A 15,706-nucleotide genomic window follows, 5' to 3' on the forward strand; every position below is an offset into this window, starting at 1 on the left:
TTTCCGCACTACCAACGGGATGTAAGCATCTTTTTTCTAGTGTAGAATTCTACCCCGTCTGTTCCGTTAGCATGGAGGTCCCCATAAAAAGAATTCTTCCATCCAGAAAACGGGAAGAATGCCATAGGTGCAGGAACGCCCAGATTTACCCCCAACATGCCAGCGTCAATGTCCTCACGGAATTTACGTACACTGCTTCCATTCTGTGTGTATATGCAGGCTCCATTAGCAAATGGAGACTCATTTGTTAAATCAATGGCATCGTCTAATGTATTAACACGAACAACGGATAAAACTGGAGCAAAAATCTCTTCTTTCCAAATGGTCATATCCGTCGTTACGTTATCAAAGATGGTAGGTCCGACAAAGTATCCTTGTTCGCTAGCTGCTTTATCTTCCCGTCCGTCACGAACTAGCCGGGCCCCTTCACTTTCTCCAATTTCGATATATTTTATTGTTTTCTCTTTATGAGACTCCCGGATAACCGGACCCAGGAAAATCCCTTCATCTAAACCATTCCCAATCTTAATCTCATTTGCTGCTTGAACTAGCTTTTCCATGAACGGCTCTGCAACATCCCCTACGGCCACGACGACAGATGCAGCCATGCACCTTTCACCGGCCGAGCCATATGCCGCACTGATAATTTCTTTTACAGCTAAATCCAAATCCGCATCCGGCATAACAATGGAATGATTTTTCGCACCAGCTAAAGCTTGCACACGTTTACCATGGTTTGCAGCTGTTTTGTATACATATTCGGCTACAGGTTGAGATCCTACAAACGAAATGGCTTTAACATTCGGATGCTCTAACAAACCGTTAACGATATCATGAGCACCGTGAACAATATTGAAAACACCGTCTGGAAGCCCTGCCTCTTTAAATAATTCGGCAAGGCGATTCGCTAAGATTGGTGTCCGTTCCGATGGCTTCAATACAAAAGTGTTTCCGCAGGCAATAGCTAGAGGGAACATCCAGCATGGAACCATCATTGGAAAGTTAAAAGGAGTAATTCCGCCCACTACGCCAACTGGGTAACGATACATTCCTGATTCCACATTGGTTGCGATATCGGGAAGCTGTCTCCCCATCATTAATGTAGGCGCTCCGGCGGCAAATTCAACACACTCAATACCGCGTTGGACTTCACCATACGCTTCGTTGTAGCTTTTTCCATTTTCAAGAGTAACCAGACGGGCTAGTTCTTCCCAATGTTCAACTAATAATTGTTGATATTTGAATAAAATACGGGCTCTGCGTGGTACAGCCGTTTTGCTCCACGTTTTGAAAGCCTTCTTTGCGACCGTTACTGCTTGATCTAGATCTTCCCTATTTGATATAGGCACATGGGCTAGTGTTTCTCCTGTTGCCGGATTTGGAACCGCATCGGTTCTGCCGGAAGTGGATTCCACCCATTCCCCCCCAATGAAATTTTTAAGGACCTGTACATTAGCTAATGTTGACATGTTGCTCTTCCCCCTTGAAATTCGGTTTACTTTGCTATGAATTGACCGTTTTTACACGTTTCAATATAATTATCAACTTGTTCAACCGTCGGCATGGCATCGGAGCAGCTGTGGCTAGAAATAACAATGGAAGCCGCCGCAGCGCCGTATTCCATCGATTTAGAAATATCCCATCCATCCATCAGCCCGTGGATAAAGCCTGCCGCATAGGAATCTCCCGCTCCAAATGTTTTTACTACATTTGCGGGAAATGTCGTCCCTTTAAAGATTTCTCCTTCTTTCGTATAAGCAATGGAGCCATCCTTCCCATGTTTGATTACGACAATTTTGGCATGATAATCAAACCATTTCTTGGCTGTAAAGTAATCATCATGGTCTGCGTTATTTTCAAAGCATTCCATCATGTCAAATTCTTCTCTTGTTCCAATAATGACATCGCACTTCTCGGCTGCAAGGTTATAATATGTAGCGGTCTCCTCTGGTGAGGCCCACGTATATGGCCGATAATCAATATCAAAGAAGACAACAACCCCATGTTTTCTTGCATAGTCCAGCGCTAAAAATACAGCTTCTCGAGAAGGGCTTTGGGCCAGGGCAGTGCCAGAAATCAACATCGCCTTGGCCTGCTTAATATATTCTTCACTTACGTCCCCGGGCTCTAATTTTAAATCTGCAACATTATCGCGGTACATGAGAATACTGCAATCTGTTGGACTCTTAATCTCAGTAAAAGCCAGCCCGGTTACGCTTCCTGATTTATCTGTAATCACATTTGAAGTATCAATTTGATTCTTTTGCAAGTAATTCACAATAAACCTGCCCATTTGATCATCTGCAACTCGACCAATAAATCCTGTCTTTTTCCCTAAACGCGACAATCCAATAGTAATATTAGCAGGAGATCCGCCAACATATTTAGTAAATGTTATGGTCTCTTCCATGGGACGGTTAATTTCATTTGCGTTTAAATCGATGCATAATCTTCCTACGGCAATAAAATCTACGGGTTTCTGGTTATCAAAAATTAAATTGTTCATTATTTTCCCCTTCTTTCCGCAACTACTTTGTCACCAGTTTACTTTCCATAATCCATTCATGATCCGGATCATTATGAAACTTCCATGTACGAACCGGGCCAGCCATCACATTTAAGTAGTAGACCTCATATCCGGGTGGTGCCGAAACAGGATGGTAGCCCTCGGGAACCATTACTGAATCCCCATCTTTCACGATTAGCGTCTCATCCAAAGAGCGATCATCGGTATAGACTCTTTGGATAGCAAAACCATGCCCCGGGTTTACCTTGTGATAATAGGTTTCTTCTAAGTAGGATTCATGAGGTAAATTATCCTGATCATGCTTATGAGGGGGATAGCTCGACCAGTTTCCTTCCGGTGTAAAAACCTCTACAACAAGCAAACTATCTGCTGGTTCTTGCTCAGGAAGAATGTTATGAACCTGTCTTTCAATGTTTCCGGCCCCTCTCTGTTCAACCCCAACATTTTCAGGTGCAATGAGTCGGGCAGGGTACGTTCCTTTGCCTGGAGCCGAACAGACGGCTAGTTCAAGATCCGTCACGGCCTCTACCTCGTAATAATCTTCAGAAGGAACGTACACAGAGTACGGTGGGATTTTCTCAAATACGTTCATTCGTTTACCGATATTTTCCCATTTTTCATTTTTGGTCTTTACATGCGCTTTCCCGCTTAATAAAACAAGGCATACTTCCTGGTCCGCTGTTTCTTTGTTTAATACCTGACCTTCCTTCAAGGAATAAACCTGAAACCCTATATATTTCCATCCAGCTGATTCAGGTGTAATAGTTAGAACATTACCTTCATGATTAGGTTCTAGGCGACTTGGAACAACTAAGTTTGGCATCTTAACACTCCTTCTGTGTTTTAATAGTGTCGTTTACAAAATGATGAGTCATTATGTTGCTTACTTGGGTATAGCGCTTAACCTTATAATGCAGCCCTTATCCCAACTTGAATAATAAGAAGATATTTTATAGGTTCAATCATCATATAAATTTTTTTACGAAGAGAGAGGGTAAGCGCTTTACCTAAAATTATTATAATACATACCAAATTAAGAATAAACCATCTTAATAGAGAATTTATTCTTTTTATTTATACAAATAGACTTTTACTTTAGACTATATCGATTGATCTGTTAATTCCTTTGTAGTGTATGGTTCAACTTGAACGAGCTGCCCTGTTTCAAAGGAATTTTTGCATGCATAGCCAAGGATTGTGGATTGTACCCCATCCTCGACCGTCACTTCCGGCTGACGGTTTTCTAAAATACATCTAATAAATTCCTCTGTTTCTCGTAAGTAGGCCTGTTCAAACCTTTCAAGGAAACCTTCTGAGCATTCTTTTAAGACACCTGTTTCACCGAAAACGGTAACCATATTCTTCTCTGGAATTGTCCCTATCCGAAGCGAGCCTTTCGTACCGATAACCTCTGTTTCTATATGATAACCATGAGCACAATTGCGGCCAGCTACAAAAACGCCCATTTTATTGTTTTTAAATTTAACGAGGGCAGCACCCATTTCTGCGTCGTTAAGTTCGCTTATTTCGGGGTAGGCATATGCTCCGCCAATGGCCCATACCGATTCTGCTTCTGATCCCAAAAACCACCTGGCAAGATCTAGGTCATGAATCCCCATATCAAGGAATAACCCGCCACTATAATTGTTTTTAGCAAATTGCAAGAAGCCTTCTATCGCCTTTGCAGGGTCGAAGCCATAGCAACGAATCATGATCGGATCCCCTATTAATCCTTTTTTGATCTTTTCTTTGGCATACATGTAGGATTGATCATACCTCCGCATAAATCCAAGCATAAAGATTTTATCCCTATGCTTTGACACTGCTTCTTTCACACGAGCTACTTCATCGATATACAAACCAAGTGGCTTTTCTGTAAATACATGAAACCCCGCATCTAACGCTTTTTCGATTTGTTCGCAGTGATAGCCTGATGGTGATGCTATAAAAATAGCATCAAGCTCTTTGTTATTTAACATTTCGTCATAGCTTGTATACCCGTATGGAATGCCCCATTCCTTTTGCACTTCTTCAACTTCATCCTTTAGCACACTGCAGACAGCAAGGAGCTCGGCATTCCGAATTCGGAAGGCAAGATTTTCCGCATGCTGCCTCCCCAAACGGCCCAACCCGACAATACCAACCTTAACTTTGTTCATATCTAGTTCTCCTTTCACCTATGAAAAATTTGCTATTATAAATGTGCTTCTTCGCGGATATATTGACGGGCTTTTACAGCGTATTCGAACGGATTTGCTTTAGCAGGGTCTTGTTCCGCTTCCACAATAAACCAGCCCTTATATTCGTTTTCAGCAAGAATATGAAAAATTGGTGCAAAATCTATTGCTCCGTCACCAGGGACCGTAAATGCTCCCTCCTTCACCGCTTGCAAAAAACTTAAACTTTCGGTTTTCACTCGTTCTACAACATCCTGGCGAATATCTTTTAAATGTACATGCCTAATTCGCGGCAAATATTTTTCTAAAATATGAATAGGATTCTCGCCAGAGAACACAAGGTGGCCCGTATCAAATAGCAAATATACTAGATTCGGGTCCGTTATTTCCATAAGTTTATCAATTTCTTCCGTTGTTTGTATCCCTGTTCCCATGTGATGGTGATACACCACACTCATATCCTTCTCTTTTGCCAATCTTCCCAGGTCGTTTAACCCTTCTGCGAGTCTTTCCCAATCCTCTGCAGTGAAAACTGGCTTTTCTTTAAATAAAGGTGTATCCATTGAGCCCTGTATGCTATGCCCCTGTTCGGCGACAACAATTACTTTTGCTCCCATCTCATACAGAAAATCGCGATGTTCAATGAAAGCATCTATCGTTTCTTGAAGAGGCTTGGTCGTAATGTAGGAGCTAAACCAGGCACTAGCAATTTCTAAGTTTCTCAACGTTAGGGCTTTTTTCAGCTCTTTTGTATCCCGTGGATACTTGTTCCCTACTTCACTCCCTGCAAAACCGGCAAGGGCCATTTCACTAATGCATTGTTCAAATGTGTTTTCTCTTCCAAGTTCCGGCATATCATCATTTGTCCAAGCAATAGGTGCAATGCCAAGCTTAATCATGTGCTCCCTGAACATTTTTTTCGTCTCCTCGCATTTATGTAGTCCAAGTTGTTTGTTTTTAACCAAACAACTTGGTAGACTCAGCCCGTTCATTATTTATTACTAATACTGTCTTGCCTTCTTAAGGTTATTCTCTTTATCCATATATGCTTCTTGTACCTTTACGTTATCGGAAACACCCGCGATACCAACATGCCACCAGGATTCATACCCATTCGTCATCGTCTTAGGCAGAACTTTAATGTCAATTAACGTCGATACAGTTTGATTCTTAGCGTCATTTATGGCACTACGCAGTTCTTCAATTGTGCTTACTTTATATGTTTTTACACCATATCCAGCAGCACTTTGCGCAAAATCAATTTTCATTAGGCTGCCATCCAAACGTCCAGTTTCCGGGTTCCGATAACGGAATTCCGTTCCAAAACTTCCTATTCCATTAGACATTTGCAAATTTATTGATACATCCAAAAGCGGCATTATCAAATAGCAGCACGTTGATTTTTTTGCCTTCTTGCAGGCTTGTGATCAACTCGGAGTGGAGCATTAGATAGCTTCCATCACCGACCATGGCATACACCTCTTTATCTGGTTCAGCCATTTTCACCCCAAGAGCACCGGAGATTTCATAGCCCATGCACGAATAGCCATATTCCATATGATACGTATTTGGCTGGCGGGACACCCACATTCTTTGCAGGTCTCCAGGAAGACTGCCTGCCGCTCCGACAATAATGGCATCTTCATTAATCGTTTTATTTACTTCACCGATTACTTCGGTTTGTGTGAGGCAAGAACCAACAGTTTCATAAAACTCAGGCAGCACTTCATCTAAGTGACCAGCGATCTCAGGTTTAAACTCCTGGTTTTTGTATTGAATTTGATGCAGTCTGTTTAACTCTGCTTCCCATGCATTCTTTGCTGTGATAATTTCATTTATATAGCCGGAACGATATCCTACTCCCTCTAATTCTTCTTCTAAAACAAGGAGGGCTAATTTTGCATCAGCGACAATTTTTACCGCATCTACTTATAAGCGTGATAGTCTGAAACATTAACTGTTAGAAAATCGACAGCCGGATTTTGGAACAACTGCTTGGATGAAGTCGTAAAATCTGTATACCTTGTCCCAACCCCAATAACAAGATCTGCTTCCTTGGCAATAAGGTTTGCCGCAAGATTGCCGGTTACGCCCATTCCCCCTAGATTATATGTATGAACACTTTCAATCGCACTCTTACCCGCTTGGGTTTCAGCATAAGGAATGTTGAATTTTTCAGAAAAGCTTTTTAACAGATCAGCTGCTTCTGAATAACGAACACCCCCACCACATATAATAATGGGTTTCTTTTTCCCTTTTATTAATTCAACCGCATCTTTCACATCAGATACTGTTGGCACACGGCGCTCAATTCGGTGGACACGTTTTTTGAAGAAGTACTCCGGGAAGTCGTATACTTCACCTTGTACATCCTGGGGAAGCGCGATAGTAACTGCACCAGTATTAGCAGGATCAGTCAGAACACGCATGGCATTAATCATGGCACTCATTAATTGCTCCGGACGGCTGACACGATCCCAATACTTACTGACGGCCCGGAATGCATCATTGGTTGTAATGGTTAAATCATGGTAGTGTTCTATTTGTTGAAGGACTGGGTCCGGTTGTCTTGTAGCAAAAGTGTCACCGGGGAGCAATAAAACCGGAATGTTGTTAGCCGAAGCTGTTGCTGCAGCTGTCACCATATTGCTGCGCCAGGTCCGACAGAGGAAGTACACGCCATAATTTGCTTGCGGTGCTTTTGTTTGGCAAAGGCTACCGCTGCCTGAGCCATGCCCTGTTCATTTCTTCCTTGGAACACCTTAAGTTCCCCCGGGTTTTCTTCTAGGGCCTGACCAAGGCCCAGCACGTTCCCATGGCCAAATATAGTGAAAATCCCTTCCACAAACTTATGTTCCTTACCGTCAAACTCTACGTATTGCTCATTCAGAAATTTCACTAATGCTTGTGCTGTAGTCAATTTTATCGTTTGCATGAAAATCTACACCTCATTTTTAAAGTAGTAGAGAAGTGTTAAATAAAACAAGAAAAACGGGTGAGACACCCAAACCCGTTTTTATATTTTGACTATTTAGAAATCGATTTTAAGAATTCTAATTTCTTTTGTGCGTTTTCTTTTGTAATCATATCAACACCACTGTCGATACGTTTCTCTACATTTTCTTTTTTAATTGCTTTAATTGCATTTTCTACGCCTTTATATCCCATATCATAAGGACTTTGCGCTACAGAACCGGCAAGCTTGCCCGCAATAACGGATTCTACAGCTTCGATTGTTCCATCCGTACCAATAACTTTTACATCTGACCCCTTAGCTTCAATAGCCCTCAATGCACCAAGAGCCATATCATCATTGGCAGAAAATACCCCTTTAATATCCGGAGTGGTTTGGAGCATGTTTTCCATAACAGTCATGGCTTTTGCTTTATCACTATCTGCCGGCTGCTCCGCTACAATTGTCATACCCGCTGCAGTCAAAGCGTCTTTAGCACCCTTAATTCGCTGATCTGTTGCAGGGTTTCCGAGTGCCCCTGCGATAAGAGCAACTTTGTCCCCTTTTTTCAGCATCTTAGCCAGGGCTTCCCCGCCTGTTTTGCCAGCTGTCGCATTGTCAGTTCCAATAAAGGAGGTCTTGTCTGCCCAGTCCGCATCCGTGTCTACAAGTAGTACCGGGATGCCGGCCTGTTTGTATTTTTCAAACACAGGAATAGCTGTTGCCGGTTGAGTTGGTGCAACGACTAAAGCACTTGGCTTTTGGTTTAGCACGTCTTCCATCATGTTCACTTGTTCCATGATTTGAGATTCAGCTGCAGGACCAACAACAGTCCCTTCCACTCCAAGATCCTGGAATGCTTTCTTAGCGCCAGCTTCAACAAATTTCCAGTATTGACTGCTTGTCGTTTTAAGCACAACAGCAACTTTCGGTTTGCCCCCTTCCTTCGGAGCTTCAGCTTCTTTACTAGCCGTTGGTTGTGAGGAACCGCTGCTGCAACCAACAACGCTAGCCATTAACATGCTCACAACAGAAGTAGCCATAAAAATTTTTTTTACATTTTTCATTTGTAGTCCCCCTAATATTTTAAAGTTTAAGAAAGCCAATGTAACCGATCCTTTTTATTTTTTAGAGGATCGTTGCCGTATTACGTCTACATAAACCGCGGCGATAATAACAAGACCAATTAATGCCATCTGCAAATCAGCAGAAACATTTAACAGGTTTAGACCGTTTCGTAATACAGCAATAATTAAAGCGCCGATTAATGTACCCCAAACCGTACCTACACCGCCCAGAAAGCTTGCTCCGCCAATAATACATGCGGCAATAGCGTCTAGTTCGTATCCTATACCGGCAAGCGGGAAAGCGGAATTTACACGGCCTACCATAACGAGTCCAGCTAACCCTGCCATTAATCCACTCAAGGTGTAAACAATAACAAGAACTTTATCAACATTGATTCCGGATAAACGTGCCGCTTCCGGATTTCCACCAACCGCATAAATGTATCTCCCAATTGCGGTTCGAGTTAGCAAATAGTGGAAGGCAACATACACAGCAATAACGAGAAGGAAGCTAATCGGAATCGGTCCAACAAATGAGTTACCAAGGTACTGAATCATAACCGGGAAGCCGGCTATAGGGGCGGCGGCTGTAACAATCAAAGCGAGTCCCCGGGCAACATTCATCATACCTAGTGTTGAAATAAACGGATGCGGAAGACGAAGTTTTGTGAGCATAATTCCATTCATCCACCCCAAAAAGGCTCCAACCGCAAGACACATGACAATGCCAAGAAAAGGATTCATGCCCGCATTGACTACTACGATACCCATGGTCATAATGGCTAGGCCCAAAATAGAACCCACTGATAAATCAATTCCTGCCGTCAAAATCGGAAGCAGCATCCCTATCGCAAGCAGTGCATTAATAGAAGATTGGCGAGCAATATTCATGATATTATTCATAGTTAAAAATTGTTCTGAAGCTATGGTTAAAATCACACATAAAGAGATTAAACCGATTAGCGCACCAAATTTACCTGCCCATTCTTTATATACGCTTTTCTTTTCCGTTTTCGCTTGTTCATTTAAAGCAATTTCAGACATTTTATTCCCCTCCTGTAGCAGCTACCATAATTTTTTCTTGATCTGCCTCTTCCCTCTTTAAATTAGCTGAAATTTCCCCTTCATTCATAACAAGAACCCGATCGCAAATACCTAAAATTTCAGGCAACTCCGAAGAAATGATAATGACGACAGCTCCGTTCTGTACAAGAGAATTTATTAAACGATAAACTTCAACCTTCGCACCTACATCAATCCCACGAGTCGGTTCATCAAAAATAAATATTTTCGCATTTGTTGCAAGCCATTTGGCGATCACAACTTTTTGCTGGTTTCCACCGCTTAACTTACGTGCATGTTTTTGAATATTACCCGGACGAACCTGCAATTCATTGATATAATCGGTCGCTTTCTTCTTCATCTCATTCGGTTGAATGAACAACCCTTTCGTAAATTGAGCAAGGCTAGCTAGACTCATATTAAATTCAAGATTTTGATCAAGCACAAGCCCCTCACTTTTACGGTCTTCTGTTATAAAAGCAAGCCCCGCTTTAATTGCATCCTTGGGTGACTTAATACGAACTTCTTGGCCAAACACGAATATTCTGCCAGATTCAATCGGATCTACACCAAAAATGCCTCTTGCCACTTCAGTTCGGCCTGCGCCGACTAATCCTGAAAACCCCAGGATTTCCCCCTGATAGGCTGTGAAACTAATTTCTTTGCTGCTTCCTTTTAACCGGAGATTCTCTACACGCAGCCCTTCCTGTCCACGAGTGAACAATTCTTTTGGATATTTCTCATCCAGGTCCCGTCCAACCATCAGTTGTATCATTTTATCTGTACTGGTTTCTTTAACCGGTAGCGTTTGTATTTTAGCTCCATCACGCAATATCGTGATACGGTCCCCAATCCGCTTGAGTTCCTCTAATTTATGGGAGATGTAAACGATTGCAATCCCACGATCCCGCAGTTGTTCAACTGTCTTTAATAGCTGTTCGACTTCTGACGCACTTAAACTTGCCGTTGGTTCATCCATAATAATTAATTTAGCATTCATGGTTAACGCCTTCGCAATTTCTACCAGTTGCTGTTTACCTATTCCCAACGACGATATTTTACTATCAGGATTAATATCCTGACCCAACAGTTGAAGGCATTCAAGCGCTTTCTTTTTCATTTCTTTTCGATTCAAAAAAGGAACAAGGCCCTGGTGCTTCATTTCTCGCCCAAGAAACATATTTTCATAAACTGATAATTCGGGAATAAGATTTAGCTCCTGATAAATTGTCCCAATGCCTATATTCATTGCATCAGATGGACCATTGATATCCACCTTTTGTCCTTGCCACAGAATTTGCCCTTCATCCTTGGTGTAGGCGCCCGTCATAATTTTAATCAGAGTTGATTTTCCAGCCCCATTTTCCCCCAGCAATACATGAACCTCTCCAGCTTTTACGTCTAAATCAATATTTTTTAATACCTGATGGCCAGAAAATGATTTACTAATATTTGAAAGTTGCAATATTACTTTCTCTGCATCATTCACGGGTTATCCCCCCTTTTAAATCAAGTTATATCTCAACAGATAAAGCGCTTAATCAGATTAAATGAGAAAAAGGCAGCGCTTTCAAATTTTTGACATACGCATTTTCATCCTGTTTACCCTTTATCATTTCACTGCTAATAATTTATCCGAATTAAGAACTATTTTTAGATTAAGCGCTTTACCTTTCATCCAAAAATTAAACATTGATTTTAATGTTTCCAACTATCTCTGAAATTTTTACCGGTCTTTTTTCTTCCAATGATTTCTTAGCAGCATGCGCAATCAATTCGGCCTGTAAACCATCATTGCTATTTACCGGAACATCTTTCCCGTTCAGAACACAATCTACAAATATTTTCACTTCTTCTATGTAAGCTTCTTGGTATCTTTCTAGAAAGAAATGCTTAGGCTTATCTTGGTATACCCCTTCTTCAGTGCTGATTTCAGCCGTCGTCGGTTGGTCATTCTTAATTGTAACAGATCCCTTTGAGCCAAACACTTCTACCCTCTGATCATAGCCATAGGCTGCTTTTCTGCTATTATCAATCACGCCAATAGCTCCATTGGTAAATCTCAATGTGGTGATGGCAGTATCGATATCTCCATATGCTGCAAAGACAGGATCAACAAGGACAGCTCCCTGTACATAGACTTCTTCAACATCACTTCCCGATACAAACCTTGCAATATCAAAATCATGAATGGCCATATCAATAAATAATCCTCCGGACCCTTTAATATACTCTTCATGAGGAGGGTGTGGATCCCTGGAAGTTACTTTAATGATGTGCGGGTCACCAATTTTTCCGGACGCTACCGTTTCACGGACTTTCTTAAAGTTATGATCAAATCTCCGATTAAATCCAACCTGCAACTTGACCCCAGTTTCCTTCACAACTTCAATAGCGTTCAGGCTTTCGCTTACATTAAAACTTATTGGCTTTTCACAAAAAATGTGTTTGCCCGCTTTCGCTGCCTCTATGATAATTTGAATATGTGTATCCGTAGGTGAGCATACGAAAACCGCATCAATTTCAGGGTCTTGCAAAACCTCTTTATAATCATTGGTCACATGCTGAATTCCTATATGATTTGCCCATTCCTTAACTTGTTCAGCAAACAAATCAGAAATTGTTTTAATTTCAATTTCCGGCAACCGCACTAAATTTTCCGCATGCAATTTGCCAATTCTTCCGCCACCTATAATTCCTAACGTAATCTTCTTCACAGCTTTACTCCCCTCAAAACATTTTTAGGTTAAGCGCTTTACTAAAATCTATTCTAATATATGTTCTGAATCATTACAAGATTTTATTTTATTTTAATTAAAAAATAAGTAAGCGCTTTTACTACTATTTTATAAAGAAATAGTTATCTATCAATAATAAGCAAAATGAATAATTGAATTGGATGAAAAAAAGCTATTCATAATGAATAGCTTAAAACTAATTACTCTTCTTCATTTAGCTGATATGTTGACCCGCGGATAATCAACTCTGGCATCAATACAATGCGCTGTTTCATTGCATTACCATCCTCAACCTTGGATACGAGAATATCTACAACCCGGCGGCCCATATCATGAATGGGCTGTGCCACTGAAGTTAAGGGCGGATCAACGATCCTGGCCATAATTGTATTGTCAAATCCAACTAAAGAGAGTTCATTTGGTATAGTAATACCTCGTTCTCTTGCTGCTTGTAATGCACTGATTGCCAACACATCATTGCATGCAAATATAGCTGTAGGGCGCTCTTCCCGATCGAACAGTTGGCCTGCCCGTACATCGTTATTTTTTGTAATCGAATCAGCAACTAAAATAAGAGATTCATCAACAGTTAATTCTGAATCCGTTAACGCCTGACGATACCCTCTCACACGTTCTCTGCTGCTTCGTTCATCTTGAGCAAGAACGGCAATTTGTTTGTGACCTAACTTTAAGAGATGCTGTGTTACTTCATATCCGCCTAAAAAGTCGTCAACAGTCACACTATCAATCCCAAGAGAGGGGATTTCTTGTGAAACAAGAGCAATGGGCACCTTTTCCTCTATCAGTTCCTTTAAAATTTTCTCCTCTTGAACACCCGAAGCCATAATAAACCCGTCAATACTTTTTTGCCTTAACAGAGTAATATATTTTCTTTCCTTATTGGTATTATTATCTGTACTACACATAACAACACTATAGCCCAACTCCTGAGCTCGATCCTCTATACTTCTTGCGATTTCCGCAAAAAATGGATTTGCCAAATCCGGAATAAGAAGGCCTAGTGTATTTGTTCTCTTTCCGGTTAGCGCGGATGCCACAACGCTGGGTTGATAATTAAGATCATCCATTATTTTATATACTCTTTGCCTTGTTTTATCACTAATCCGTCCTGCTTTATTTATCACCTTGGAAACGGTAGCTATGGATACCCCGGCTTCCCGGGCAACATCATAAATTGTCGGCTTCATCTCTCACCATTTCTCTCTACGTAGTAACTTAAAATTATTATATATTATTCTATTCATAATTCCCATTATGGATTCAAGGAACATCTGTAACTGATTCCAATTAAATCGTTAAAAGTAATTCAAGAAATACCTAATTATTTCTAGCTTAATTGAATTTAGCTAGTTTAGTCTAACAAACCTACCATCCTGAGACCGTGTAAAATGCCATCCTCATCAACAGACTTAGTTATGTACTTAGCAGCTTTTTTAGCCAAAACATGACCATTTCCCATAGCAATACTATTGTCTATAGTTTTAAGCATATCAACGTCATTTAATCCATCGCCAAAGGCAAAAATACTTTCTTTTCCAACCCCCAGCTTTTCAGTTATTTTTTCTATTCCTTTTGCCTTAGAACCGCCAGCTGGAATCACATCTACAGAAACGGGATGCCAACGAATAAAATCAAATGGTTTAAATTCCTTTTCATAAAATTCTTCCTGTTTCTCTTGGCAAAATAATAAGGACTGATAAATTTCTCTTTCTTTAAAGTAATTGGGGTTATGTGTTGGGAATTTTTCGATTTTTAATGTATCGATGCTTTCGACGATATAGTGATGGTGAGGGACATTCGCCTTCATATCTTCATGGTCCATGTAGACAATCGGATGGTTATTTAAGACAGCTGCATCAGTTAAAGATTGTAAGGCTTTTTTATTTAGTGGATTGGTATATATCACTTCACCTTTTAAAACTACATATTGACCGTTATAGCTTACAAAAGTTTGAATATCCAGCTCTTCACGCAGGTCTGCAAACATGAACGGTGCGCGTCCTGTTGCGATAGCTACTTCATGGCCTTTCTCTTTTAACGATTGAATGGCCTGTTTTGTGGAACGAGGCAATCGCTTATCATGGTCAAAAAGTGTTCCGTCTATATCGAAAAAGATTATTTGCTGCATCATTTTACCACCTTATTATTAATATATTGGAATTGATTCAGTGATGACGTAAATTATTATGTGTAACGTAATTCACTAAAATTTAGCACCTTTAATTATTTGTCTCTTTATCATCTAATATATATCCTTTTTACACAATGATATTATCGAATACCAAAAAACAATTGCCTTGTTCCTGCTGATAACACCCACTCTAGACGTACATAAAAAAGGGAATCCTTATTCAGGATTCCCTTAGATTCGTTAATTTATATAGTTAGTACGGAGTAATGAAATGGAATCAGTATAATACTCAGCATGGCGGAGAAGGAGGGATTCGAACCCTCGCACGGTATAACCCGTCTACTCCCTTAGCAGGGGAGCCCCTTATAGCCACTTGGGTACTTCTCCGTTTTTTCAGAAATGGGGCAATGGTAGCGGCGAAGGGGATCGAACCCCCGACCTTACGGGTATGAACCGTACGCTCTAGCCAGCTGAGCTACACCGCCACAAGAAAAATGAAAAGTGAAATCATCTCCCACCTATGCCGTCCCCCCTCTGTTTTGTAACCCGCGAACTCGCAGGTGGCTAACGGACATCGTAGGATATGTAAGTAGAAGTGGTCGGGAAGACAGGATTTGAACCTGCGACCCCCTGGTCCCAAACCAGGTGCTCTACCAAGCTGAGCCACTTCCCGATAATGATGGCGTGCCCGGAGAGACTCGAACTCCCAACCTTCTGATTCGTAGTCAGACACTCTATCCGATTGAGCTACGGGCACATATGGTTGCGGGGGCAGGACTTGAACCTGCGACCTTCGGGTTATGAGCCCGACGAGCTGCCAACTGCTCCACCCCGCGACAATCATTAATGTATAGAATATATGGTGGAGGATGACGGGATCGAACCGCCGACCCTCTGCTTGTAAGGCAGATGCTCTCCCAGCTGAGCTAATCCTCCAACATACAGGACACGGACTAGTATCAGGTCCAAGGCATAAAAAAGGTTCCGGAACAGAAAGCCAATGGCTAAACAGTACGGAACACTTCTTTTT

Annotated in this window: 11 protein-coding genes, 6 tRNA genes and 1 pseudogene; all 18 read right to left on the reverse strand. The window is 41.3% G+C overall.

Going from position 1 to position 15,706, the window contains the following annotated elements:
- Positions 1-8 precede the first annotated feature (8 nt).
- Positions 9-1,469, reverse strand: coding sequence for a CoA-acylating methylmalonate-semialdehyde dehydrogenase (locus MBEAL2_RS12730; RefSeq protein ID WP_047152670.1), 1,461 nt, complete (start codon positions 1,467-1,469; stop codon positions 9-11).
- Between the two features lie 26 nt (positions 1,470-1,495).
- Positions 1,496-2,506, reverse strand: a complete 1,011-nt coding sequence (iolC, locus tag MBEAL2_RS12735) for a 5-dehydro-2-deoxygluconokinase (RefSeq protein ID WP_047152671.1) — start codon at positions 2,504-2,506, stop codon at positions 1,496-1,498.
- 22 nt (positions 2,507-2,528) lie between these two features.
- Positions 2,529-3,350 (reverse strand): 5-deoxy-glucuronate isomerase, encoded by an 822-nt coding sequence (iolB, locus tag MBEAL2_RS12740; protein ID WP_047152672.1) that lies wholly within the window; start codon positions 3,348-3,350, stop codon positions 2,529-2,531.
- A 277-nt stretch (positions 3,351-3,627) separates the two neighbouring features.
- On the reverse strand, positions 3,628-4,686 hold the full coding sequence (locus MBEAL2_RS12745) for a Gfo/Idh/MocA family oxidoreductase (protein ID WP_047152673.1): 1,059 nt from the start codon (positions 4,684-4,686) through the stop codon (positions 3,628-3,630).
- A gap of 35 nt (positions 4,687-4,721) precedes the next feature.
- Positions 4,722-5,618 (reverse strand): myo-inosose-2 dehydratase, encoded by an 897-nt coding sequence (gene iolE, locus MBEAL2_RS12750; protein WP_047152674.1) that lies wholly within the window; start codon positions 5,616-5,618, stop codon positions 4,722-4,724.
- Between the two features lie 87 nt (positions 5,619-5,705).
- Positions 5,706-7,639, reverse strand: a pseudogene (iolD, locus tag MBEAL2_RS33615) (3D-(3,5/4)-trihydroxycyclohexane-1,2-dione acylhydrolase (decyclizing)).
- A 92-nt stretch (positions 7,640-7,731) separates the two neighbouring features.
- Positions 7,732-8,724 (reverse strand): sugar ABC transporter substrate-binding protein, encoded by a 993-nt coding sequence (locus MBEAL2_RS12760; protein ID WP_047152675.1) that lies wholly within the window; start codon positions 8,722-8,724, stop codon positions 7,732-7,734.
- 54 nt (positions 8,725-8,778) lie between these two features.
- Positions 8,779-9,768 (reverse strand): ABC transporter permease, encoded by a 990-nt coding sequence (locus MBEAL2_RS12765; RefSeq protein WP_047152676.1) that lies wholly within the window; start codon positions 9,766-9,768, stop codon positions 8,779-8,781.
- Position 9,769: 1 nt separating this feature from the next.
- The gene (locus tag MBEAL2_RS12770; RefSeq protein ID WP_047152677.1) at positions 9,770-11,275 is read right to left on the reverse strand and encodes a sugar ABC transporter ATP-binding protein; all 1,506 of its coding nucleotides are present in this window, start codon (positions 11,273-11,275) and stop codon (positions 9,770-9,772) included.
- A 196-nt stretch (positions 11,276-11,471) separates the two neighbouring features.
- Positions 11,472-12,503: an inositol 2-dehydrogenase gene (gene iolG, locus MBEAL2_RS12775; RefSeq protein WP_047152678.1), complete on the reverse strand. Its 1,032-nt coding sequence runs from the start codon at positions 12,501-12,503 to the stop codon at positions 11,472-11,474.
- 221 nt (positions 12,504-12,724) lie between these two features.
- Positions 12,725-13,732: a LacI family DNA-binding transcriptional regulator gene (locus MBEAL2_RS12780; protein WP_047152679.1), complete on the reverse strand. Its 1,008-nt coding sequence runs from the start codon at positions 13,730-13,732 to the stop codon at positions 12,725-12,727.
- A 164-nt stretch (positions 13,733-13,896) separates the two neighbouring features.
- Entirely contained in the window at positions 13,897-14,676 is a 780-nt protein-coding gene (locus MBEAL2_RS12785; protein WP_047152680.1) for a Cof-type HAD-IIB family hydrolase, read from the reverse strand.
- A gap of 295 nt (positions 14,677-14,971) precedes the next feature.
- Positions 14,972-15,063: transfer RNA gene (locus MBEAL2_RS12790), tRNA-Ser, on the reverse strand.
- A 21-nt stretch (positions 15,064-15,084) separates the two neighbouring features.
- A tRNA-Met gene (locus tag MBEAL2_RS12795) sits at positions 15,085-15,161 on the reverse strand.
- Between the two features lie 111 nt (positions 15,162-15,272).
- Positions 15,273-15,349: transfer RNA gene (locus MBEAL2_RS12800), tRNA-Pro, on the reverse strand.
- 7 nt (positions 15,350-15,356) lie between these two features.
- A tRNA-Arg gene (locus MBEAL2_RS12805) sits at positions 15,357-15,433 on the reverse strand.
- A 3-nt stretch (positions 15,434-15,436) separates the two neighbouring features.
- Positions 15,437-15,512, reverse strand: a tRNA-Met gene (locus MBEAL2_RS12810).
- 24 nt (positions 15,513-15,536) lie between these two features.
- Positions 15,537-15,612: transfer RNA gene (locus MBEAL2_RS12815), tRNA-Val, on the reverse strand.
- Between the last annotated feature and the right edge of the window lie 94 nt (positions 15,613-15,706).

Source organism: Aneurinibacillus tyrosinisolvens (assembly GCF_001015055.1).
Classification (GTDB): domain Bacteria; phylum Bacillota; class Bacilli; order Aneurinibacillales; family Aneurinibacillaceae; genus Aneurinibacillus_A; species Aneurinibacillus_A tyrosinisolvens.